The organism is Streptomyces sp. IMTB 2501 (assembly GCF_001953885.1).
GTDB lineage: Bacteria > Actinomycetota > Actinomycetes > Streptomycetales > Streptomycetaceae > Streptomyces.
The window spans coordinates 13,207-35,764 of record NZ_MQUS01000031.1; the positions used below are offsets into that span (position 1 = coordinate 13,207).

Sequence of the window (22,558 nt, forward strand, 5' to 3'; positions counted from 1 at the left end):
GTGCAATTGCACAACCATGTGCAATGTACGCCGCTGCACAGCACTGTGCAAGTTGACCGGGGAAGACGGAGCCGAGGCAGAGGGAAGGCAGAATGACGGCCATGACCACGGGTAACACCAGCCGCGCCGACGCCAACCGGCGCCGCATCCTCGACGTCGCCCTCGCCGAACTGCTGCGCGATCCCGACGCCTCCATGGACCAGATCGCGCGCGCCGCGGGCGTCGTACGACGGACGGTGTACGGCCATTTCCCCAGCCGTGAGGCGCTGATCAGCACCCTGGTCGACGGGGCCGTGGAGGCGCTGGCGGACGCGGACGCCCGGGCGCGGGACGGTGTGGCGGATCCGGCGGAGTCGGTGGCCCGCTCGGTGCTCGCGATCTGGGAGATCGCCGACCGCTATCGGCTGCTGGTGGCCCTGGCCCAGCGCACGGTCACCGTCCAGGGCATCCGCGAACGCCTCGCCCCGCTGCGCGCCAACAAGGTCGAGCTGCTCCAACGGGGCCTGGCGGCGGGCGTGTTCAGTTCACCGCTGCCGGCGCCGGCGCTGGCCTATGTGCACGAGCAGCTGCTTTTCGCGGTGATGGAGGCGGTGAACGACGGCCTCGTGGCAGCGGACGAGGCGGGCCGCTCGGCCACGGTCACGGTGCTGACCGCGGCGGGCATGCCCGCCTCGCTCGCCACCGCGCTGGTGGCCAAGGTGAGTGCAGAGTCGTAGACGAACCGGCCGTGGAAAATGCCGGATGCCCGGCCCCGGTTCAGGCGGGGCCGGACATCCGGTGATCTCTGCGGATCAGGCCTTTGCCAGCGCCTTTTCCTGCGGCTCGGGCACCTCGGTGACCGTCCCCTGGTTCTCGTCCAGCAGCGTGGTCTCGTCGAACGGCAGATCACCGGCGAGCACCCGCCGCACCCGCTCCTTGTCGATCTCCTTGGTCCACGTGCCCACCAGCACCGTCGCCACCGCGTTGCCCGCGAAGTTGGTCAGCGCGCGGGCCTCGCTCATGAAGCGGTCGATGCCGACGATCAGGCCGACGCCGTCGACCAGCGCGGGCTTGTGCGACTGGAGGCCGCCGGCCAGGGTGGCGAGCCCGGCGCCGCTGACGCCCGCCGCGCCCTTGGACGCCAGCAGCAGGAACAGCAGCAGCGGAATCTGCTCGCCGACCGACATCGGCGTGCCCAGCGCGTCCGCGATGTACAGCGACGCCATGGTCATGTAGATCATCGTGCCGTCGAGGTTGAAGGAGTAACCGGTCGGCACGGTGATACCGACGACCGGCTTGCTGACGCCCAGGTGCTCCATCTTCGCGATCAGCCGCGGCAGCGCGGACTCGGAGGACGAGGTGGACAGGATCAGCAGGAACTCCCGCGCCAGGTACTTGCACAGCGAGAAGATGTTCAGCCCCGCGACGATCCGCAGGACCGCGCCGAGTACGACGAAGACGAACAGGACGCAGGTGACGTAGAACCCGAGCATCAGCACGGCGAGGCTCTTCAGCGCGTCCAGCCCGGCCGAACCGGTCACCGCCGCGATCGCGCCGAAGGCACCGATCGGCGCGGCCCACATGACCATCGACAGGATGCGGAAGACCAGCCGCTGGATGTGCTCGATGCCGCGCAGCACCGGCTGCCCGACCGAGCCCATGGCCTGCAGCGCGAACCCGGCGAGCAGGGCCACCAGCAGCGTCTGGAGGACCTGGCCCCCGGTGAAGGCGGAGACGAACGTGGTCGGGATGATCGACAGCACGAAGTCGACGGGCGGCAGCGCGTCGGCGGACACCTGGGCGTGCCCGGTCGCCTTGATGGCGTTGGTCAGGTGCAGCCCGTCACCCGGGTGCAGCACATTGCCGACGACGAGCCCGATCGCGAGCGCGACGAGCGACATCACGAGGAAGTAGCCGAGGGCGATACCGCCGACGGCGCCGACCTTGGCGGCTTTCCGTACCGACCCGATACCGAGCACGATCGTGCAGAAGATGATCGGCGAGATCATCATCTTGATCAGGTTGACGAAACCGGTACCGAGCGGTTTCAGCTGGACCGCGGCGTCGGGCCAGATGAGTCCCACGGCGATGCCGAGCGCGACCGCCACGATGACGGCGATGTACAGGTAATGGGTCCGGTCCCGTTTCACACGGGGTACGGCAGGTGCCGTATCGGGGGTGCTGGCGGCCACGGCTGCCCTCCTTGACGTCTTCGTCGGCATCACCGGCGTGCGGCTCACGTCCGGGGGTTGTGGGGGATGCCGTGACTATCTCCCGCCCTGTGAGAGCGGTCACCCTTCCGTTCATTTAGTTCACGCTTAACCGACGAGACACCCGAAGAGGCACACTGCTGACATGCGCGTCCCCCGTCTCCCCCGGCCCCGCAGCCTGGCCGGCCAGCTGTTCGCCATGCAGGCCGTGCTGATCGCGCTGGTCGTGGCCGGGTACGCGCTGTTCACCTACGTCAGCGACCAGCGCCAGGCCGAGGACGCGGCGGTCCGCCAGGTCACGGCGGTGGCTCGCTCGATCGCGGACGCCCCCTCGGTCCGCTCGGCGATCCACACCTCCGATCCCTCGGCCGCGCTGGAGCCGTACGCCCTTCAGGTCATGCGGGACGCCGACGTCGACTTCGTCACGATCATGAACCCGGACGGGATCCGCTGGACCCACCCCGACCGCCGCCAGATCGGCAAACGCTTCCTCGGCCGTATCGACCCCGCCGTGCACGGCCACACCTTCACCGAGACCTACACCGGCACCCTCGGCCCCTCCGTCCGCGCGGTCACCCCGGTCGAGGAGAACGGCCGGGTCATCGGTCTGGTCAGCGCCGGCATCAAGGTGGAGGAGATCAGCGCCCGGGTCCAGGACCAGGTCACGGCGCTGCTCGGGGTGGCCGGCGGCACGCTGCTGCTGGGCGCGGTCGGCACGTACGTCGTCAACGCCCGGCTGCGCCGCCACACCCACGGCATGAACGCCACCGAGCTGAGCCGGATGCACGACTACCACCAGGCGGCGCTGCACGCGGTCCGCGAGGGCCTGCTGATGCTGGACGGGCAGTACAGGGTGGCGCTGATCAACGACGGCGGGCGAGAGCTGCTGGGCGTCGGCGGCGCTTCGGACGCAGCCGGCACCTCCGATGCCTCCGGCGCCTCCGGCGGCTCCGGCGGCTCCGGCGCAACCAGCGCGTCCGGCACATCCAACGCATCCGGCACGGACGTGATCGGCCGCTCGGTCGCCGACCTCGGGCTGCCGTCCCCGCTGACCGGCGCACTGCTGTCCTCGCGGCCCCGGGTCGACGAGGTGCATCTGACGGCGACCCGGGTGCTGATGGTGAACACGTCCCCGGTGTCGGGAGGCGAGCAGCGGGGAACCGTGGTGACCTTGCGCGACGTCACCGAACTCCAGTCACTGATGGGCGAGTTGGACTCGGAGCGCGGCTTCACCCAGGCCCTGCGCTCACAGGCGCACGAGGCCGCCAACCGCCTGCACACCGTGGTGTCGCTGATCGAGCTGGGCCGGGCCGACGAGGCGGTGGCGTTCGCCACGGCGGAACTGGAGCTGGCCCAGGCGCTGACCGACCAGGTGGTCGCGGCGGTCGGCGAACCGGTGCTCGCCGCCCTGCTGCTCGGCAAGACGGCCCAGGCGAACGAACGGGGCGTGGAACTGGTGGTGTCGCCCGACAGCCGCCTCGACGACGGCCTGCTCCCCGAGGGCCTGTCCGCGCGGGACCTGGTCACCATCCTCGGCAACCTGATCGACAACGCGGTGGACGCGGCGCAGGGCAGCGCGGGGGCGCGGGTCACGGTGACGCTGTACGCCACCGGCACCGAACTGGTCCTGCGGGTGTCCGACACGGGCCCCGGTGTCGACCCGGCCCATGCCGACCTGGTATTCCAGCGGGGGTTCTCGACGAAGCCGGCCGGGCCGGGCGGCCGGGGCCTCGGACTGGCCCTGGTCCGGCAGGCGGTGACCCGTCACGAGGGCACGTTGACGGTGGCGGAGTCGGACGAGGACGGCGAGGGCGGAGCGATGTTCGAGGCGCGGTTGCCACTGCGGTCGGCGGTGGGTGACGGCAGATGACCGTGGACCAGCAGCCGATCCGCGTCCTCGTGGTCGAGGACGACCCGGTCGCCGCCGACGCCCATGTGCTGTACGTCGGCCGGGTGCCGGGCTTCGTCGCGGTCGGCAAGGCCCACACGGGCGCGGAGGCGCGCCGCGTCCTGGACCGTACGCCCGTGGATCTGCTGTTGCTCGACCTCCACCTACCCGACGTCCACGGCCTGCAGTTCGCCCGTTCCCTGCGCGCGGCCGGCCATCACGCGGACGTCATAGCGGTCACGTCGGCACGCGATCTGACGGTGGTACGGGAGGGCGTCTCGCTGGGTGTGGTCCAGTACGTCCTGAAGCCCTTCACCTTCGCCACGCTCCGGGACCGCCTGGTCCGCTACGCCGAGTTCCACGCGGCGGCGGGCGAGGCGAGCGGCCAGGACGAGGTCGACCGCGCGCTGGCGACCCTGCGGGCGCCGTCACCCGCGGCGCTGCCGAAGGGGCTGAGCGCGCCCACGCTGGAGCGGGTGACGGGCGCACTGCGGGAGGCGGCGGACGGACTGACCGCGGCCGGGGTGGCCGAGGCGGTCGGCATCTCCCGCATCACCGCGCGCCGCTACCTGGAACACCTGGTCGACACGGGCCGCGCCGCACGCAGCCCGCAGTACGGACAGGTGGGGCGGCCGGAACTGGTTTATCGGTGGGTTCCGCAAGGGCGATGAGCGGGTGAACGGGGCCGGGAGGATCCGCGTACTCCAATTGCGCGCACACGCATTGACCTGACTAGACCACTCCTCTTACCTTCGCACGGCAACCACCTGGCCACGTAGAAGTGCGCCCGCAGGAGGTCATGCCCGTGCGCCCCACCGCCGCTCTCTCCGCCCTCCTCACCGCCGCCCTTGCCGCGACCGCCCTCACCGCGTGCGGCTCGGGCTCCGGAAGCAGCCCGAACACGCTGAAGGTGTCGTACAAGCAGTCGACCGACAACTCGGTCAAGGTGATGGACACCTATCTCGCCGGGATCAAGAAGGAGTTCGAGAAGAAGTACCCCGGGAAGAAGGTCGAGTTCGTCCCCATCAAGGCCCCGGACTCCGAGTACTACACCAAGGTCCAGCAGATGATGCGCTCGCCGAGAACCGCACCGGACCTGGTCTACGAGGACACCTTCCTCATCAACTCCGACATCACCAGCGGGTACTTGAAGCCCCTCGACCCCTATCTCGCCAAGTGGCCGGACTGGAATCAGTTCATCGACACCGCGAAGGCGGCGGCCAGGGGGCAGGACGGGAAGACGTACGGCGTCCCGGACGGGACCGACACCCGCGGGCTGTGGTTCGACAAGCGGGTCTTCAGGAAGGCCGGATTGCCGGCGAACTGGCAGCCGAGGAACTGGGACGACGTCCTCGCCGCCGCCCGCACCATCAAGCAGAAGGTGCCCGGCGTCACCCCGCTCAACGTCTACACCGGCAAGCAGGCGGGTGAGCGGGCCACCATGCAGGGGTTCGAGATGCTCCTGTACGGCACGGGCGACGGCACGAGCGATCCCCTGTATGACAGCGGCAGCAAGAAGTGGATCGCCGGGAGCCAGGGGTTCACGGACGCGCTCAAGTTCGTCGAGACCGTGTACAAGGAGAAGCTCGGCCCCGACGTCTCCGACGCCCTCGATCCCAACTTCGCCACCACCGTCATGGGCGAGCTTCTCCCCCAGGGCAGGATCGGCATCGACCTCGACGGCTCCTGGCTTCCGCAGACATGGCTCCCCGGCAGCGGCCACGAGTGGCCCGACTGGTCCAGGCAGCTGGGCCTCGCGTACATGCCCACGCAAGCCGGGCAGGCGCCCGGCAAGGTGAGCATGTCCGGCGGGTGGACCTGGGCCGTCCCGGCCAAGGCGGGCCACCCGGACCTCGCCTTCGACTTCATCAGGACCATGCAGACCGAGGCGAACGCCAAGAAGTGGTACATCGCCGACTCCGGCATCTCCGTGCGCAAGGACGTCGCCGCCGACCCGTCGTACGCCACCGCCCAGCCCGGCATCAAGTTCTTCACCGACCTGGTCGCCACCACGCACTACCGGCCCGCGTATCCGGCGTACCCGAAGGTGTCGACCGCGATCCAGGAGGCGATGGAGAGCGTGACGACCGGTGACGCGCCGGCGGAGAAAGCGGTGGGTACGTACGACTCGACACTCAAGGACGTCACCGGCGGCCAAGTGGTCCAGAAGTGAGGCGTCACCGGCGCCGGATCGCCCGGGCCCTCCCCCTCTCCCCCGCAGTCGTCCTCCTGCTGCTCTTCCTCGCCGGGCCGATCGCCTACTGCGTCTACATCGCCTTCACCGACCTGCAGCTGACCGGTCAGGCGCATGCGTCGTTCGTCGGGTTCGCCAACTTCCGGCACGCCTTTCAGGACGCGGAGTTCCGGAACGCCGTCTGGCTGACGCTGGTGTTCACCGTGCTGTCCTCGCTCGTCGGGCAGAACACCCTGGGGCTCGCCCTGGCCGCGCTGATGAAGCGGGCCTCCAAGCCGGTGCGCACGCTCACCGGTGGGGTGGTCATCACGGCGTGGGTGCTGCCGGAGGTGGTGGCCGGGTTTCTGCTGTACGCCTTCTTCCGGCGCGAGGGAACGCTCGACGCCCTCCTGGACTGGCTCCATCTGCCCCGCCAGAACTGGCTGTTCACGCTGCCCGTCCTCGCCGTGTCCTTCGCCAACGTCTGGCGCGGTACGGCGTTCTCGATGCTCGTCTACTCCGCCGCCCTCGACGAGATACCGAGCGAGATCACCGAGGCCGCCGAGGTGGACGGGGCCGGCGGCTGGCGGCGGATGTGGCACATCACGCTGCCGATGATCCGGCGGTCCATCGGCACCAACCTCATGCTCAACACCCTGCAGACACTGTCCGTCTTCGGGCTGATCTGGGTGATGACCCGGGGCGGGCCCGGGAACAAGAGCCAGACGCTGCCGCTGTTCATGTACGAGCAGGCCTTCCAGAACAGCATGATCGGGTACGGCACCGCGGTCGCCCTGCTCCTGCTGCTCGTCGGGTCCCTGTTCTCGGCCGTGTATCTGCGGCTGCTGCGGACGGAGGTGTGACACCGAGATGCCCCGCAAGCGCACCTCCCGCCGGCTCGCCGCCGATCTCTCCCTGCTGGTCGTGGCCGTCGCCTTCGCGCTGCCCCTCGCCTGGGTGGTGCTGTCCTCCGTGGATCCGCACGCCGATCTGCGGGTCAGGGTCCCGGACGGATTCACCCTGGGCAACTTCGACGCGATCCTCACCCCGGACATCACCTACACCCCGCTGCTCAACAGCCTGATCCTGTGCGGCGGCGGCACCGCGCTGACCGTCGTGTGCGCGGCGCTGGCCGCGTATCCGCTGTCCCGGTACCGCTCCCGGCTCAACCGGCCGTTTCTGCTGACGATCCTGTTCGCGGCGAGCCTGCCGATCACCGCGATCATGGTGCCGGTGTACGCGCTGTTCGTACGGGTGAACCTGATCGACACCCTCCAGGGCACGGTCTTCTTCTTCGCCGCCTCCCAACTCCCGTTCGCCATCTGGCTGATGAAGAACTTCATGGACGGGGTGCCGAAGGAGCTGGAGGAGGCGGCCTGGACGGACGGGGCGTCCTCGCTGCAGTCCCTGGTCCGGATCGTGCTGCCGCTGATGGGGCCGGGGCTCGCCGTCGTCACCGTGTTCTCGTTCGTGATGATGTGGGGGAACTTCTTCGTCCCGTTCATGCTGCTGCTCAGCCCGGACCAGATGCCGGCCTCGGTCAGCATCAACGACTTCTTCGGCAACCGGGGCATGGTGGCCTACGGCCAGCTCGCCGCGTTCTCCGTCATCTACTCGACGCCGGTGATCCTGCTCTACGTCCTGGTGGCCCGCCGACTGGGCGGCGGTTTCGCGCTCGGCGGGGCGGTGAAGGGGTAACGTGGGGTAACCCCAGGTGACAGGCGTGACACCGAGTGCCATGACAGAGGGGACGATCTAGACGTACGAATCTACGATGTGTGATCTCGTTCGAACGGACCGTAGTCAGCGCGACAGAGCACCCCTAGCTTGTGCGGGGTGCGCCAACCCTCAGCTCCTCCGTTCAACGCTCCGGCCGCCCGCAGGCTGCGTGCCGCGCTCGGCATGGGCCCCGAGCATGTCGCCTACGGCATGCGGGCCTCGTACGGTCTGCCCCATGTCACGCCCGATCTCGTCATCGCCTGGGAGCGCGGCGTCGCCTCCCCGACCAGTCCCGAACTCACCGCGCTCGCAGGGGTGCTGTGGTGTTCCGCGGGGGACCTCATCGGCCGGCCCCGGACCCTGCGCGAGCACCGCATCGCGCGCGGGATCGCGCCGGAGGACGTGGCCCGGGCCATCGGCACGGACCTCTCCGCGTATCTGCGGATGGAGGAGAGCGGGACCTGGCGCGGCAACGAGCGCCAGTCGGCCGCGCTGGCGGAGCTGCTGCAGCTGGCGCTGCCCGACTTCGTGGCCGTCACGGGCCGCGAGGACAAGCTCACCGAGCTGCTGCACAGCGCGGTGACCACCCGCTGGCAGGCCTATGTGCGTCCGGTGGCGAAGCTGGCGGCCGTGGACCGCGGCGTCCTGGAGGACGTCCTGCAGGATCTGCACCAGGACTACCAGGGACACATGGCCGCCACCCTCAGCTGGGGCGGCGGCAGCAAGCAGTCCGGCGAGGGGGGCGAGGAGTTCCTCGACCGGATCGTGCAGAACTTCTGGACCGCCGTGGAGAACAGGACCGCCTAGAAGACCGACTCGGCCTCGTCCATCCGGTCCTTCGGCACCGTCTTCAGCTCGGTGACGGCCTCCGCGAGCGGCACCATCTGGATGTCGGTGCCGCGCAGCGCGGTCATCCTGCCGAACTCGCCGCGGTGAGCGGCCTCGACGGCGTGCCAGCCGAAGCGGGTGGCGAGGACGCGGTCGTAGGCGGTGGGGACGCCGCCGCGCTGGACGTGGCCGAGGATGACCGGCTTGGCCTCCTTGCCGAGGCGCCGCTCCAGCTCGTACGCGAGCGCCGTACCGATGCCCTGGAAGCGCTCGTGGCCGTACTGGTCGATCTCGCCCTTGCCGTAGTCCATGGTGCCCTCGACGGGGTGGGCGCCCTCGGCGACGCAGATGACGGCGAACTTCTTGCCGCGGTCGAAGCGCTCCTCGACCATCTTGATCAGGTGCGCGGGGTCGAAGGGCCGCTCGGGCAGGCAGATGCCGTGGGCGCCGGCGGCCATGCCGGACTCCAGGGCGATCCAGCCGGCGTGCCGGCCCATGACCTCGACGACCATCACGCGCTGGTGGGACTCGGCAGTCGTCTTCAGCCGGTCCATCGCCTCGGTGGCGACGCCGACGGCGGTGTCGAAGCCGAAGGTGCGGTCGGTGGAGGAGATGTCGTTGTCGATGGTCTTGGGGACGCCGACGACCGGGAGACCCGCGTCGGAGAGCATGCGGGCCGCGGTCAGGGTGCCTTCACCGCCGATCGGGATCAGCGCGTCGATGCCGAACTCCTCGACCATGTCGGCGGCGCCCTCGCAGGCCTCGCGCAGCCGGTCGCGCTCCAGCCGGGAGGAGCCGAGGATGGTGCCGCCGCGGGCCAGGATGCCGCTGACCGCGTCCAGGTCGAGGGAGCGGTAGTGGCGGTCGAGCAGACCCCGGTAGCCGTCCTCGAAGCCGATGACCTCGTCGCCGTACTGCGCCACCGCCCGGTGCACGACCGACCGGATCACGGCGTTCAGGCCGGGGCAGTCGCCGCCTGCGGTGAGAACTCCGATGCGCATCGTGCTGTGTCTCCTGCTCGCTGTCGGTGCCGGTGAGCCAGTGTCGATTGTTCCACGTCCGCCGGGACCGTGAGCCACTTGACGGGCGCCTTATCCGGCGGCAGAGGTATTGTCAAGAGGGTTCAGCTCACCTTGGTGGGCGATTTTTATGCCGAAGACACGACCTTCTGGCCAGTACGCAGGCCTATCGGACATATGACATGAGGAACGGAGTCGACGCGTGACGCGCAGCGTGTACGTGACCGGGATCGATCGCGGTGACGGCCGCCAGGTCGTGGAGCTGGGAGTCATGGAACTGCTGACCCGGCAGGTCGACCGGGTGGGCGTCTTCCGTCCGCTCGTGCACGACGGACCCGATCGCCTGTTCGAGTTGCTGCGGTCGCGCTACCGCCTCTCGCAGGACCCCGCGACCGTCTACGGCATGGACTACCACGAGGCGTCCGCGCTCCAGGCCGAGCAGGGCACCGACGAGCTGGTCTCGGCGCTGGTCGACCGCTTCCACCTGGTCGCGCGGGACTACGACGTGGTCCTCGTCCTCGGCACCGACTTCGCCGACACCCAGCTGCCGGACGAACTGTCCCTGAACGCCCGTCTCGCCAACGAGTTCGGCGCCTCCGTGATCCCGGTGGTCGGCGGCCGCAAGCAGTCGGCCGAGTCCGTCCTCGCGGAGACCCGCAACGCCTACCGCGCCTACGACGGCCTCGGCTGCGACGTGCTCGTCATGGCCGTCAACCGGGTGGCCCGCGAGGACCGCGACCTGATCGCCGAGCGGCTCGACACCCGGATGCCGGTGCCCTGCTACGTGCTGCCCGACGAGCCAGCGCTGTCCGCGCCGACCGTCTCCCAGATCGGCCACGCCCTGGGCGCCAAGATCCTGCTCGGCGACGACTCGGGGCTCGCCCGGGACGCGCTGGACTTCGTCTTCGGCGGCGCGATGCTGCCGAACCTGCTCACCGCCCTGACCCCGGGCTGCCTGGTCGTCACCCCGGGCGACCGCGCCGACCTGGTCGTCGGCTCGCTGGCCGCGCACAGCGCCGGCACCCCGCCGATAGCCGGTGTCATCCTCACCCTGAACGAGGTGCCGACCGACGAGATCCTCACCCTCGCGGCCCGGCTCGCCCCGGGCACCCCGGTCCTCTCCGTGGCCGGCAACAGCTTCCCCACCGCTGAGCGGCTGTTCTCGCTGGAGGGGAAGATGACCGCGGCCACCCCGCGCAAGGCGGAGACCGCGCTCGGCCTGTTCGAGCGCTACGCCGACACCGCCGACCTGGCCCGCCGGGTCTCGGCGCCGAGCAGCGACCGGGTCACCCCGATGATGTTCGAGCACAAGCTCCTGGAACAGGCACGCTCCGACCGGCGCCGGGTCGTCCTCCCGGAGGGCTCTGAGGCGCGGGTGCTGCACGCGGCCGAGGTGCTGCTGCGCCGCGGGGTCTGCGACCTGACCCTGCTCGGGCCTGAGGACCAGATCCGCAAGAAGGCCGCCGACCTCGGCATCGACCTCGGCGACACCCAGCTGATCGACCCGGCCACCTCCGAACTGCGGGACTCCTTCGCCGAGAAGTACGCGGCGCTGCGCGCCCACAAGGGCGTCACGGTCGAACTCGCCTATGACGTCGTGTCGGACGTCAACTACTTCGGCACCCTGATGGTCCAGGAGGGCCTGGCCGACGGCATGGTCTCCGGCTCGGTGCACTCCACGGCGGCCACCATCCGGCCCGCCTTCGAAATCATCAAGACCAGGCCGGACTCCTCGATCGTCTCGTCCGTCTTCTTCATGTGCCTCGCCGACAAGGTGCTGGTCTACGGCGACTGCGCGGTCAACCCGGACCCGAACGCCGAGCAGCTCGCGGACATCGCGACCCAGTCGGCGGGTACGGCCGCTCAGTTCGGCGTGGAGCCCAGGATCGCGATGCTGTCGTACTCCACCGGCACCTCCGGCTCCGGCGCCGACGTCGACAAGGTGCGCGAGGCCACCGAGCTGGCGCGCTCGCGCCGGCCCGACCTGAAGATCGAGGGGCCGATCCAGTACGACGCGGCCGTGGAGCCGTCGGTCGCGGCCACCAAGCTGCCGGACTCCGATGTCGCCGGGCAGGCGACGGTCCTGATCTTCCCGGACCTCAACACAGGCAACAACACGTACAAGGCCGTGCAGCGCTCGGCCGGCGCGATCGCCGTCGGCCCGGTCCTGCAGGGTCTGCGCAAGCCCGTCAACGACCTGTCCCGCGGCGCCCTCGTCCAGGACATCGTCAACACCGTCGCCATCACGGCGATCCAGGCCCAGACGCCCGTCAAGTAACGTCAAACAGAGAGCACTTCAACACCGTGGCAGCAACCCGCGCAGCGACTCGCGTCCTCGTCCTCAACTCCGGCTCCTCGTCGGTGAAGTACCAGCTGCTCGACATGCGCGACGCGAACCGACTGGCCGTCGGTCTGGTGGAGCGCATCGGCGAGCAGACCTCCCGGCTCAAGCACGCCTGCCTCACCACCGGCGACACCCGCGAGCACACCGGGCCCATCGCCGACCACGACGCCGCGCTCAAGGCGGTCGCCGAGGAGCTGACCCGGGACGGCCTCGGCCTCGACTCGCCGGAGCTGGCCGCGATCGGGCACCGGGTGGTGCACGGAGGCCTGTTCTTCACCGAGCCGACCGTCATCGACGACGAGGTGCTCGCCGAGATCGAGCGGCTGATCCCGGTCGCCCCGCTGCACAACCCGGCCAACCTCACCGGCATCCGCACCGCCCGGGCGCTCCGCCCCGACCTGCCCCAGGTCGCCGTCTTCGACACCGCGTTCCACACGACGATGCCGGAGTCCGCGGCGCGCTACGCGATCGACCCGAAGATCGCCGACCGCCACCGCATCCGCCGGTACGGCTTCCACGGCACCTCGCACGCGTACGTCTCGCGTCAGGCCGCGCGACTGCTGGGCAAGGATCCGTCCGAGGTCAACGTCATCGTGCTGCACCTGGGCAACGGCGCCTCCGCGTCCGCGGTCGACAAGGGCCGGTGCGTGGACACCTCCATGGGGCTGACTCCGCTGGAGGGGCTCGTGATGGGGACGCGCTCCGGTGATCTGGATCCCGCCGTCATCTTCCATTTGGCACGGGTTGGCGGAATGTCCATGGACGAGATCGACACTCTTCTCAACAAGAGGAGCGGCCTGTTCGGTCTGTGCGGGGACAACGACATGCGGGAGATCCGCCGCCGGATCGACGAGGGGGACGAAGAGGCCGCTCTCGCGTTCGACATTTACATTCACCGGCTCAAGAAGTACATCGGCGCCTATTACGCCGTCCTCGGCACGGTGGACGCGGTGGCGTTCACGGCCGGGGTCGGCGAGAACGCGGCGCCGGTGCGCGAGGCCGCGATCGCGGGCCTGGAGGGGCTGGGCCTGGCGGTCGACCCGGAGCTGAACGCGGTGCGAGCGGACGGGGCCAGGCTGATCTCTCCGCGGGATGCGCGTGTCGCCGTCGCCGTGGTGCCGACGGATGAAGAACTGGAGATCGCAACCCAGACCTACGCACTGGTCGGAAAGAACAACTGAATAGCACCTGAGCGGTGTGGCACTCATTTGTATCTTCCGCCAGACGGAATATTCCGTAGCGAAACAAACCGATAGGATCGCCCCATGCGCCGTTCGAAAATCGTCTGTACTCTCGGCCCCGCGGTCGACTCCCACGAGATGCTCGTCGCCATGATCGAGGCGGGCATGAATGTAGCCCGGTTCAACTTCAGCCACGGCACCCACGCCGAGCACCAGGCGCGGTACGACCGCGTCCGGGGCGCGGCCAAGGAGACCGGCCGGGCCATCGGTGTCCTCGCCGACCTGCAGGGCCCGAAGATCCGCCTGGAGACCTTCGCCGAGGGTCCGGTCGAGCTCGAACGCGGTGACGAGTTCGTCATCACGACCGAGGACGTACCGGGCGACAAGCACATCTGCGGTACGACGTACAAGGGGCTGCCGGGCGACGTCGACAAGGGCGACCAGGTCCTGATCAACGACGGCAACGTCGAGCTGAAGGTCCTGGATGTCGAGGGCTCGCGGGTGAAGACCATCGTCATCGAGGGCGGTGTCATCTCCGACCACAAGGGCATCAACCTGCCCGGCGCGGCCGTCAACGTGCCGGCGCTGAGCGACAAGGACGTCGAGGACCTGCGCTTCGCCCTCCGCATGGGCTGCGACATGGTCGCGCTGTCCTTCGTCCGGGACGCCAAGGACGTCCAGGACGTGCACCGCGTCATGGACGAGGAGGGCCGGCGGGTCCCGGTCATCGCCAAGGTGGAGAAGCCGCAGGCGGTGGAGAACATGGAGGACGTCGTCGCGGCCTTCGACGCCGTGATGGTGGCCCGTGGCGACCTCGCCGTCGAGTACCCGCTTGAGAAGGTCCCGATGGTGCAGAAGCGCCTGATCGAGCTGTGCCGGCGCAACGCCAAGCCGGTGATCGTGGCGACCCAGATGATGGAGTCGATGATCACCAACTCCCGTCCGACCCGCGCCGAGGCCTCCGACGTGGCCAACGCGATCCTGGACGGCGCCGACGCGGTCATGCTGTCGGCCGAGTCCAGCGTGGGCGCGTACCCGGTCGAGACGGTCAAGACGATGTCGAAGATCGTCAAGGCGGCCGAGGAGGAGCTGCTCTCCAAGGGCCTGCAGCCGCTGGTGCCGGGCAAGAAGCCGCGCACGCAGGGTGGTTCGGTGGCCCGCGCGGCCTGCGAGATCGCCGACTTCCTCGGCGGCCGGGGCCTGATCGCCTTCACCCAGTCCGGTGACACCGCGCGCCGCCTGTCCCGGTACCGCGCGATCCAGCCGATCATCGCCTTCACCACGGACGAGGGCACCCGCAACCAGCTCACGCTGAGCTGGGGCGTGGAGTCGCACGTCGTGCCGTTCGTGAACACCACGGACGAGATGGTGGACCTGGTGGACCAGGAGATCGCCAGGCTGGGCCGCTTCAACGCGGGCGACACGGTCATCATCACCGCCGGCTCGCCCCCCGGCGTCCCCGGCACCACCAACATGCTCCGCGTCCACCACCTGGGCACGCAGGGCAACTGACAAGCCCCGCAAGGGCCTTGTACGGCACTGAGGGCGCCCCCTGGGATCAGGGGGCGCCCTCAGTGTGTTGCGGCTCCCGAACGGGCTTGTGGGACCGGTCAGTCGGTCGTGTACACATGCATGCCGGGCACGTGCAGGTTGCCGCCGAACTGGGCTGCCTGGACCACCTTCACATTGGTGAAGTAGATCAGCGGCAGGTTCAGCGGGGGCGGGCTGTCGGGCGTGAACTTCATCGGGATCAGGCCGAAGAGGTTGCCCGAGATGCTCTCGGTGTACATCGTGGTGGCGCCGCCCCGGATGGTGGACGTCGACCCGCCGGCCGCCTGCACGTGGTAGGTCTTGCCCGAGAGCTTGTCCTTCACCGTCTGGTGCAGGTCCCCGATGTCCGTGCCGTCGGAGATGACGTACTTCAGCACCTTCTTGGTGGTGCCGGACGCCGTCTTCACCTCGACGATGCCCTGGTAGTCGGCGCCCTTGAGCAGCAGCGAGCTGGCGTCCAGGTACCAGGGGTCGTCCGCCACCGGCACCTTGTTGTCGACGCCGCCCTGGTCGGTCGTGGCCGCCGGGCAGTTCCCCGCCGGGGTGCTGGAGCTCGCGGACGGGCTCGGCGTGGCCGACGCGGCCGCCTTGGCCGTGTCCTGCGCCGCCTTGGAGACCGAGCCGGTGGTGCTCTTGACGGTGTCGGTGGTGCTCTTGACCGTGTCGCCGACCGCCTTGGCGGCATTGGAGACGGTGTCGGAGGCCTTGGAACCGGACGACGACGAGTCCGACGGGGACGCCGAGTCCGAGGACTTGCCCGCCGACGGGGTCGCGGACGGCGTCGGGCTCGCGGAGGGGGATCCGGAGTCCTTGCTGCCGCCGGTGAGGATGCCGCCGAGCGTGTCGCCGATGGTGCCCAGCAGACCGCCGCTGCTCTTGGACGCCGACGGGGTGGGCGTGGCCGTGTCACCGGACGAGCCCGAGCCGGAGCCCGAGGAGGAGGGGGCCGACGTCGCGGTAGGCGTGGGCGAGGCCTTGTCGCCGGAACCTGAATCCGGCGAAGAGGTCGTGCCCGAGCCACCGGACTTCGTGTCCTTGGCACTGTCGCTCGCCGAGGGCGTCGGCGTGGCCGTGTCCGCGGACTTGCTCGCCGAGGCGGAGGGCGACGGCGAGGCGCTCTTGGAGCCGTCCATCGCCGCGACGCAGTTCTTGTACTCGTCGGCCGTCAGGCTCTTCGAGGTCGTCGACGGGGACGGGCTGCCACCGCTGTCCGCGAGGGCGAGCGTGGACGTGAAGCCCATGCCCATCAGCACCGCCGTCGGCATCGCCACGGAGGCGATCGCCTTGCCCGCCGGCATGTGGAACCTGGTGAACAGTGGTTTTCTGGGGGCCGCATGGCGGGGCCCGGTTCTCACGTGGGACCCGTCCTCGTCGGTCCCGCGGGTCACCTCGTCAGCCGGCACTGTGCCTCCCGTTCGCCCCGTTGGCCGGGCTCGTTCCTGACAGGTCGTTCTCCCCGAACGCGTCGAACGCGTCCGCGCGCTGCTCCGACGGCACCGCGGCCTGCGGGGCACCGCCCTCGCCGGGAGCCGCCTCGGCGGGCGGCTGCGGCTGCGGAGGCGCGCCCGGCGCCCAGGCCACGGCCATCGCTCCGCCGATGAGGGCGAAGAGGAAGCCGAGGACGAAGCCACCGAAGTTGGACACGGGGATGGACACCAGCGCGAGCAGGATCGCCGCGACGCCCGCGAACGTGCGGACGTGCTTCTGGAACCAGAGGCTGATGCCCAGGACCATGAGCAGCACGCCGATGATCAGGGATCCGGCTCCCGCGGTGGTCGCCATCGCCAGCGTCAGATGTCCGACCTGGAGGTGGGCGTACGGGAAGTACATGATCGGAAAGCCGCCGAGCAAGACGAACAGACCAGCCCAGAAAGGACGGGTGCCCCGCCAGGCGCGGAACTGCAGCCTCCGGCGGGTGAACTGGCCGGGTGCGGCGGCAGGAGTCTCGGCGCTCATGGAAAACAGCTCCCTGGTGCGGCGTTGCTGTGGTGGTGATGTGGACCGCTTGTGAAGCACGGCCGGAGAGTGGACAGGCGGGGGCGCCACCGGCTCCCCCGCCCGTCAGTGAGTGCTCAGTAGCACTCGTGCGTACCCGTCTGCACCGACATGTGCAGACCGCTGAGCTTGAAGGTTCCGGCCGTGGTCGCCCAGGCCGTCTGCTTCACACCGGTCAGCGTGGCCGAGTCGGCCTGCTGTGCGAAGCCGTACGGGTTGGACTGCTCCTTCCCGCCCTTCATACCCGGACCCTTGTTGGCGTCCTTGGCAGCCACACCGATGTCGATGTTGTTGAAGGTGGCATCGGCGCTGAGGTCGTCGAGGTCGATGTAGAGATTGTCGGCCTCGACCGGCTTGTCGGCGCCCGCCTTCAGCACCAGGCTCACCGAGCCCAGCACCGGGATGTTCGGCGTCACGACGGACTGGCACATGTTGCTGATCGAGGCGCTCTTGAAGGCCGAGACCGCGACCGGGTGAGCGGTCTGCTGGCCGCTCATGGTGTAGCCGTTGTCGATCGCGCCGTACTGCTCGAAGCCCTGACCGACCAGTTTGTCCGCGGTCACCTTGAACGACTGACCGGACACGCTGAACGAAGCGGCGAGAGCACCCTGCGCGAGGGCGACACCTATGCACGCCGTGGCGGCCACGCTGGGCACCATGACCACAGCGAACCGCTTCCATCTGGTCCCGCCACGCACCTGGGACTCCATTTTTCCTCCTTCTCGGACGTACATCTCCTGGCCCGGAATCGCCCCAACAGGCGGCTCACCCGGGCAGGGATGGGAGAAGTGCTACGTCCTCGGGAAGGAGAACGCCCGCGCTCAGTGGCGCGAAGCGCGCCCGAATCACCGGCGATCATTCCCGAGCGACAACCACTGGTCGCGCCTGACACGCATCACGCACAACCTTGCTGGACAGGCTTCGCCGGGTGGACGAAGACCCCCCTGCCCAAGAGCCGGCGCCACTGCCGTCGGCTCTGCTCGGTGGGGACCCAGTGTCTCCCGCGACCCAACCGGATGTCGGGGTACGGGAATGGACCGAGCGTCGCCGATCGTGGTGCATTCTCGCGCCGGGCACAAGGGGGTTCGTTACTGGCTAGTAACGGCTGGATAACCGGAGTACGACCGACCGGTCTCGGAGTGCGACTCTGGGTGTCATCTCAGGGCAGAGCAAAGCCGTTGACCCCTGGACAAAACCAGACAGATCAACGGCTTCGACTTACTCGGAGTAACAGATCACCCGATTACCAAGATTTGGTAAAGCGGAGTCGCCCTGACGTCTCGTCGGCGAATCTTTCACCTCGGCATCACAAGCCGCGGCGTTTAGCGACTGGTCAGAACAACGCCCGCGCGAGCGCCCTGCGCGCCCCGATCACGCGCGGGTCCTCGGGGCCCACGACCTCGAACAGTTCCAGCAGCCGGCGCCGCACCGTGTCCCGGTCGTCACCGACGGTGCGCTGCACGGTCTCGATCAGCCGCCCGAAGGCGTCCTCGACATGGCCGCCCACCAGGTCCAGGTCGGCGGCGGCGATCTGCGCGGCCGCGTCCTTCGGCTTCGCGGCGGCCTCCTGGCGGACCTGCTGCGGATCGAAGCCCTGCACCCGCTGCAGCAGCTCGGCCTGCGCCAGGCCCAGCTTGGCCTCGGGGTGGGCCGGATCGTCGGCCAGCACGTTCTTGTACGCCTGGACGGCACCGGCCAGGTCACCGGCGTCCAGGGCGTCGGCGGCCGCGTTCAGCGCGGCGTCGTACGGGCCCTCCCGGACCTCGGCGGGGGCGGCGCCGGGCTGAGCGTCCGGGTCGACGGTCAGGCCGGCGATCCCGAAGCGCTGCTCGGCGACCTGCACCAGCTGATCCAGGGTCTCCCGGATCTGCTGCTCGCCTGCGGCCCCCTGGAAGAGGGGCAGCGCCTGTCCCGCGACGACCGCGAAGACGGCCGGAATCCCCTGGACCCCGAACTGCTGCATCAGCATCTGGTTGGCGTCGACGTCGATCTTGGCGAGGAGGATGCGCCCGTTGTACTCGACGGCCAGCCGCTCCAGGACCGGGCTCAGCTGCTTGCAGGGCTGACACCACTCGGCCCAGAAGTCGATGACGACGGGGACTTCGGCGGAGCGCTGCAGGACATCCTGCTCGAATCCCGCCTCATCGACGTCGATGACGAGATCGGCCGGGGCGACGGCCCCCGTGCCGCCCTGCCGGGCGGCCTCGGCGCGCGTCTGCTCGGCCTTGGCCTTGGCCTCCTGGGCCGCCTTCACCGCGGCGAGGTCGACGACGCCGCTCATGGACATGTTCCGTGGCTGCATGCGTCTATCCTCCCCCGTTACCGCGTCGAAATGAAAAAGTCGTCGGTGCGGGCGCCGGGTCCCCACCCCACGCCCCGTGGTCGTCGCTCGCGTACGTCCGGCACGAGCTCTCACGAGCTTTCGCTACGACTCGTAGCGTAATGCCATCGGGACCCCTCGCGACACCACCCCCCGGTGATCTCCCTCACGACCGCACAGTTCCCGCCGGTTATGGTCGGGGGATGCAGAGCCGCACTCCCGCCAGCCGTACCGGACGTCCGCGCAGCGCCACCGCGGACACCGCGATCCTGGCCGCGACCCGGGAGGCGCTGGTGGAACTGGGCTGGTCCAAGCTCACCCTGGGAGACGTGGCGACGCGCGCCGGAGTTGCGAAGACGACGCTGTACCGCCGCTGGGCGGGCAAGCCGGAGCTGGTGTGCGACGCGGTGGCAGAACTGTTCGACGAGCTGGAACTCCCCGACCGCGGCAGCCTCGCGGCCGACATCGAGGGCGTGGTCCTGCAGTTCGCGGCGATCCTGGCCCGTCCGGAGGCGAAGAGCGGCCTGATGGCGGTGGTCGCCGAGTCCACCCGCGACGACGCCCTGCGCGAGCGCATCCGCGCGTCCATCGTCGAACGCCAGATGCGGCTGGTCCTGGAGGGCCGCGCCAGGGCCCAGCGCCGCGGCGAACTCCCCCCGGAACCCGACCCGGAGGAGTCCGCCCGCACGGTGGACCTGATCTTCGACATGGTGGCGGGCGCGGTCGTCCACCGCACCCTGGTGAGCGGCAAACCGGCGAACGAGGACTGGGTCCACAGCTTCACACGGATATTGCTGCTGGGCCTGGCAGGAGCCTCCCAGCCGACCGAGCCGCAGCCCTGAGCGGCCACCGCGCGGCCGACCGAGCGCAGCCCGGGGTCCGGGGGGCGGGGCCCGCTGGTACGCCCGCACCGCACAGGCCCTGACGTCCGCCCCGTCGCGACGCCCGGCACGCCCTCTCCCCGGACCGGCCGAGAGCCCGCGGACGCCCGGCCCGTCGGGTACGGCCTCCGGCCGGCACACCGAGCGCACGCACCGGACGCCGCTCCCTACGGGCAGACGTTGCCCACCGGGGCCCTAGAAGCCGGCCGGCTCCGTGTACACGCCCCACTCGTCCCGCAGCACCCCGCAGATCTCGCCCAGCGTCGCCTCGGCCCGCACAGCGTCCAGCATCGGCTCGATCATGTTGCTGCCCCCATTGGCGGCTCCGCCGCGGGCGTCACGCGCGGCGGCCAGCATCGCGTCCAGCGCCGAGCGCACCGCCGCCTCGTCCCGCGCCCCCTTCCGCTCGCCCAGGATGCGGACCTGCTCCCGCTCCACCTCATGACTCACCCGCAGGATCTCCAGATCCCCCGTGACGGACCCGGTGGCGACGTTGACGCCGACGACCTTCTTGTCGCCCTTCTCCAGCGCCTGCTGATAGCGGAAGGCGGACTCGGCGATCTCGCCGGTGAACCACCCGTCCTCGATGCCGCGCAGGATCCCGGAGGTGATCGGCCCGATCGGGTGCCGCCCGTCCGGGTGCGCCCGCAGACCCCGCTCCTTTATCTGCTCGAAGATCTTCTCCGCGTCCGCCTCGATCCGGTCCGTCAGCTGCTCGATGTACCACGAACCGCCCAGCGGATCCGCCACGTTGGCGACCCCGGTCTCCTCCATCAGCACCTGCTGCGTGCGCAGCGCGATCTCCGCCGCCTGCTCACTGGGCAGGGCAAGCGTCTCGTCGAGCGCGTTGGTGTGCAGCGAGTTGGTCCCGCCCAGCACGGCGGCCAGCGCCTCCACGGCCGTACGCACCACGTTGTTGTACGGCTGCTGCGCGGTCAGCGACACACCCGCGGTCTGCGTGTGGAACCGCAGCCACTGTGCCTTCTCGGACCGGGCGCCGTAGACATCTCGCATCCACCTGGCCCAAATCCGGCGCGCCGCACGGAACTTGGCGATCTCCTCGAAGAAATCGACGTGCGCGTCGAAGAAGAAGGAGAGACCGGGCGCGAAGACGTCGACGTCCAGACCGCGGCTGAGCCCCAGCTCGACGTACCCGAAGCCGTCCGCCAGCGTGTACGCCAGCTCCTGCGCGGCCGTCGCCCCGGCCTCGCGGATGTGGTAGCCGGAGACGGACAACGGCTTGTACGCGGGAATCCCGGCCGCGCAGTACTCCATCAGGTCGCCGATGAGGCGCAGATGCGGCTCGGGCTGGAAGAGCCACTCCTTCTGCGCGATGTACTCCTTGAAGATGTCGGTCTGGAGCGTGCCGTTGAGGACCGAAGGGTCCACCCCCTGGCGCTCGGCGGCGACCAGGTACATACAGAAGACGGGCACGGCGGGCCCGCTGATGGTCATGGAGGTGGTGACGTCGCCGAGCGGGATGTCCTTGAACAGGACCTCCATGTCGGCGGCCGAGTCGATGGCGACGCCGCAGTGCCCGACCTCGCCGAGCGAGCGCGGGTCGTCGGAGTCGCGCCCCATGAGCGTCGGCATGTCGAAGGCGACGGACAGCCCACCGCCGCCCGCGGCCAGGATCATCTTGTACCGCTCGTTGGTCTGCTCGGCGTTGCCGAACCCGGCGAACTGCCGGATCGTCCAGGTACGCCCGCGGTAGCCGGTCGGATGGAGCCCGCGCGTGAAGGGGTACTCCCCGGGCCAGCCGATCCGGTCGAATCCCTCGTACGTATCGCCCGGTCGGGGCCCGTACACCGGCTCCACGGGATCGCCGGAGAGCGTGGTGAAGTCAGCGTCGCGCGTGCGCGCGGCGTCATAGCGGGCCTGCCAGCGCCGGCGGCCCTCCTCGATGGCGTGAGCGTCCATACCATCGAATTTACTAGGACGTCCAAGTAAATGTCGATGGCCGACCGCCGAGCGGCACTCGCGCGGCAGTGGAGGCGGGGGCGCCAGGCCTGTCCGGCGGATCGGGTCGCAGGGTATCGACGGCGCCTCATCAGCGCGGATGAGCGGGGGCGATGGGGGGGTGCCCCCGCCTCTGCGACGGGGTCCGCCCGGCAGACCCTAGGCCTTGGCCGCGACCGGGGCCGGGTCGGCGACCTTGGCCTCCAGCTCGTGGCTGATCCGGCGCTCGACGAAGAAGGCGGCGGTGGGGATGGTCCCCGCGAGCAGCACCCACAGCTGCTTGCCGACGGGCCACTTCGCCTTCGAGCCCAGGTCGAACGCGAAGATCAGGTATACGACGTACAGCCAGCCGTGGGCGATGGCCACGACTCGCGTGAAGTCCGCGGCACCGCTGATGTCCAGCCCGTACTTGGCGATCATGCTCAGGCACAGCAGCACCAGCAGGACACCGGTGGTGTAGGCCATGACGCGGTAGCGGGTCAGCACGCTCTTCTTCATGGGGTCGAGCGTA

19 protein-coding genes are annotated in these 22,558 nt (G+C 69.6%); 11 read left to right on the forward strand and 8 right to left on the reverse strand.

All coding sequences use genetic code 11. From position 1 onward, the window contains the following. The first annotated feature begins 92 nt into the window (after nt 1-92). Entirely contained in the window at nt 93-716 is a 624-nt protein-coding gene (locus AV521_RS37090) for a TetR/AcrR family transcriptional regulator (RefSeq protein ID WP_076094988.1), read from the forward strand. 75 nt (nt 717-791) lie between these two features. Here the strand turns inward: AV521_RS37090 and AV521_RS37095 are convergent, their stop codons facing one another. Beyond that, nucleotides 792-2,201: a cation:dicarboxylate symporter family transporter gene (locus AV521_RS37095; RefSeq protein WP_076095175.1), complete on the reverse strand. Its 1,410-nt coding sequence runs from the start codon at nt 2,199-2,201 to the stop codon at nt 792-794. 133 nt (nt 2,202-2,334) lie between these two features. Between AV521_RS37095 and AV521_RS37100 the strand changes: the two genes are divergently transcribed. From AV521_RS37100 to AV521_RS37125, 6 genes are all read left to right on the forward strand, one after another. Then, the gene (locus AV521_RS37100) at nt 2,335-4,059 is read left to right on the forward strand and encodes a sensor histidine kinase (protein ID WP_076094990.1); all 1,725 of its coding nucleotides are present in this window, start codon (nt 2,335-2,337) and stop codon (nt 4,057-4,059) included. Continuing rightward, complete coding sequence (locus AV521_RS37105; RefSeq protein ID WP_076094992.1) at nt 4,056-4,748, forward strand: response regulator; 693 nt, start codon at nt 4,056-4,058, stop codon at nt 4,746-4,748. Before AV521_RS37100 ends, AV521_RS37105 begins: the two co-directional genes overlap by 4 nt. 128 nt (nt 4,749-4,876) lie before the next feature. After that, nucleotides 4,877-6,250 carry an extracellular solute-binding protein gene (locus AV521_RS37110; RefSeq protein WP_107481124.1) on the forward strand — a complete coding sequence of 458 codons (1,374 nt, stop codon included), beginning with the start codon at nt 4,877-4,879 and terminating at the stop codon, nt 6,248-6,250. Next, entirely contained in the window at nt 6,247-7,113 is an 867-nt protein-coding gene (locus AV521_RS37115) for a carbohydrate ABC transporter permease (RefSeq protein WP_179023679.1), read from the forward strand. Before AV521_RS37110 ends, AV521_RS37115 begins: the two co-directional genes overlap by 4 nt. A gap of 7 nt (nt 7,114-7,120) precedes the next feature. After that, complete coding sequence (locus AV521_RS37120; protein WP_076094994.1) at nt 7,121-7,948, forward strand: carbohydrate ABC transporter permease; 828 nt, start codon at nt 7,121-7,123, stop codon at nt 7,946-7,948. 138 nt (nt 7,949-8,086) lie between these two features. Continuing rightward, nucleotides 8,087-8,776: a transcriptional regulator gene (locus AV521_RS37125; RefSeq protein ID WP_076094996.1), complete on the forward strand. Its 690-nt coding sequence runs from the start codon at nt 8,087-8,089 to the stop codon at nt 8,774-8,776. On the opposite strand, the gene AV521_RS37130 is transcribed toward AV521_RS37125, so the two are convergent. Further along, entirely contained in the window at nt 8,773-9,798 is a 1,026-nt protein-coding gene (locus AV521_RS37130) for an ATP-dependent 6-phosphofructokinase (protein ID WP_076094998.1), read from the reverse strand. The two genes, AV521_RS37125 and AV521_RS37130, sit on opposite strands and share 4 nt — an antisense overlap. Before the next feature lie 220 nt (nt 9,799-10,018). On the opposite strand from AV521_RS37130, the gene pta reads away from it, so the two are divergent. From pta to pyk, 3 genes are all read left to right on the forward strand, one after another. Continuing rightward, the gene (gene pta / locus AV521_RS37135) at nt 10,019-12,094 is read left to right on the forward strand and encodes a phosphate acetyltransferase (protein WP_076095000.1); all 2,076 of its coding nucleotides are present in this window, start codon (nt 10,019-10,021) and stop codon (nt 12,092-12,094) included. 26 nt (nt 12,095-12,120) lie between these two features. Then, nucleotides 12,121-13,341, forward strand: a complete 1,221-nt coding sequence (locus tag AV521_RS37140; protein WP_076095001.1) for an acetate kinase — start codon at nt 12,121-12,123, stop codon at nt 13,339-13,341. 84 nt (nt 13,342-13,425) lie between these two features. Then, complete coding sequence (pyk, locus tag AV521_RS37145) at nt 13,426-14,853, forward strand: pyruvate kinase (protein WP_076095003.1); 1,428 nt, start codon at nt 13,426-13,428, stop codon at nt 14,851-14,853. 98 nt (nt 14,854-14,951) lie between these two features. On the opposite strand, the gene AV521_RS37150 is transcribed toward pyk, so the two are convergent. From AV521_RS37150 to AV521_RS37170, 4 genes are all read right to left on the reverse strand, one after another. Beyond that, nucleotides 14,952-16,295, reverse strand: a complete 1,344-nt coding sequence (locus AV521_RS37150) for a hypothetical protein (protein ID WP_107481126.1) — start codon at nt 16,293-16,295, stop codon at nt 14,952-14,954. After that, on the reverse strand, nt 16,285-16,848 hold the full coding sequence (locus tag AV521_RS37155) for a DUF6114 domain-containing protein (protein ID WP_076095005.1): 564 nt from the start codon (nt 16,846-16,848) through the stop codon (nt 16,285-16,287). Before AV521_RS37155 ends, AV521_RS37150 begins: the two co-directional genes overlap by 11 nt. Nucleotides 16,849-16,964: 116 nt before the next feature. Continuing rightward, nucleotides 16,965-17,597 carry a DUF6230 family protein gene (locus AV521_RS37160; RefSeq protein WP_076095007.1) on the reverse strand — a complete coding sequence of 211 codons (633 nt, stop codon included), beginning with the start codon at nt 17,595-17,597 and terminating at the stop codon, nt 16,965-16,967. 623 nt (nt 17,598-18,220) lie between these two features. Further along, a complete protein-coding gene (locus tag AV521_RS37170) occupies nt 18,221-19,189 on the reverse strand; it encodes a tetratricopeptide repeat protein (RefSeq protein WP_076095009.1) in 969 nt (322 codons plus the stop codon). A 221-nt stretch (nt 19,190-19,410) separates the two neighbouring features. Between AV521_RS37170 and AV521_RS37175 the strand changes: the two genes are divergently transcribed. Then, on the forward strand, nt 19,411-20,049 hold the full coding sequence (locus AV521_RS37175) for a TetR/AcrR family transcriptional regulator (RefSeq protein ID WP_076095011.1): 639 nt from the start codon (nt 19,411-19,413) through the stop codon (nt 20,047-20,049). A gap of 234 nt (nt 20,050-20,283) precedes the next feature. Here AV521_RS37175 and AV521_RS37180 read toward each other — a convergent pair whose 3' ends face one another. After that, nucleotides 20,284-22,008, reverse strand: a complete 1,725-nt coding sequence (locus tag AV521_RS37180) for a methylmalonyl-CoA mutase (RefSeq protein WP_076095013.1) — start codon at nt 22,006-22,008, stop codon at nt 20,284-20,286. 198 nt (nt 22,009-22,206) lie between these two features. Further along, entirely contained in the window at nt 22,207-22,545 is a 339-nt protein-coding gene (locus AV521_RS37185) for a DUF3817 domain-containing protein (RefSeq protein ID WP_076095015.1), read from the reverse strand. Nucleotides 22,546-22,558 lie beyond the last annotated feature (13 nt).

Coding starts and splice junctions, on each gene's coding strand:
- AV521_RS37090 (WP_076094988.1), top strand. CDS start 93: ATGACGGCCATGACCACGGGTAACACCAGCCGCGCCGACGCCAACCGG.
- AV521_RS37095 (WP_076095175.1), bottom strand. CDS start 2,201: ATGCCGACGAAGACGTCAAGGAGGGCAGCCGTGGCCGCCAGCACCCCC.
- AV521_RS37100 (WP_076094990.1), top strand. CDS start 2,335: ATGCGCGTCCCCCGTCTCCCCCGGCCCCGCAGCCTGGCCGGCCAGCTG.
- AV521_RS37105 (WP_076094992.1), top strand. CDS start 4,056: ATGACCGTGGACCAGCAGCCGATCCGCGTCCTCGTGGTCGAGGACGAC.
- AV521_RS37110 (WP_107481124.1), top strand. CDS start 4,877: ATGCCCGTGCGCCCCACCGCCGCTCTCTCCGCCCTCCTCACCGCCGCC.
- AV521_RS37120 (WP_076094994.1), top strand. CDS start 7,121: ATGCCCCGCAAGCGCACCTCCCGCCGGCTCGCCGCCGATCTCTCCCTG.
- AV521_RS37130 (WP_076094998.1), bottom strand. CDS start 9,798: ATGCGCATCGGAGTTCTCACCGCAGGCGGCGACTGCCCCGGCCTGAAC.
- pyk (WP_076095003.1), top strand. CDS start 13,426: ATGCGCCGTTCGAAAATCGTCTGTACTCTCGGCCCCGCGGTCGACTCC.
- AV521_RS37155 (WP_076095005.1), bottom strand. CDS start 16,848: ATGAGCGCCGAGACTCCTGCCGCCGCACCCGGCCAGTTCACCCGCCGG.
- AV521_RS37160 (WP_076095007.1), bottom strand. CDS start 17,597: ATGGAGTCCCAGGTGCGTGGCGGGACCAGATGGAAGCGGTTCGCTGTG.
- AV521_RS37170 (WP_076095009.1), bottom strand. CDS start 19,189: ATGCAGCCACGGAACATGTCCATGAGCGGCGTCGTCGACCTCGCCGCG.
- AV521_RS37175 (WP_076095011.1), top strand. CDS start 19,411: ATGCAGAGCCGCACTCCCGCCAGCCGTACCGGACGTCCGCGCAGCGCC.
- AV521_RS37180 (WP_076095013.1), bottom strand. CDS start 22,008: ATGGACGCTCACGCCATCGAGGAGGGCCGCCGGCGCTGGCAGGCCCGC.
- AV521_RS37185 (WP_076095015.1), bottom strand. CDS start 22,545: ATGAAGAAGAGCGTGCTGACCCGCTACCGCGTCATGGCCTACACCACC.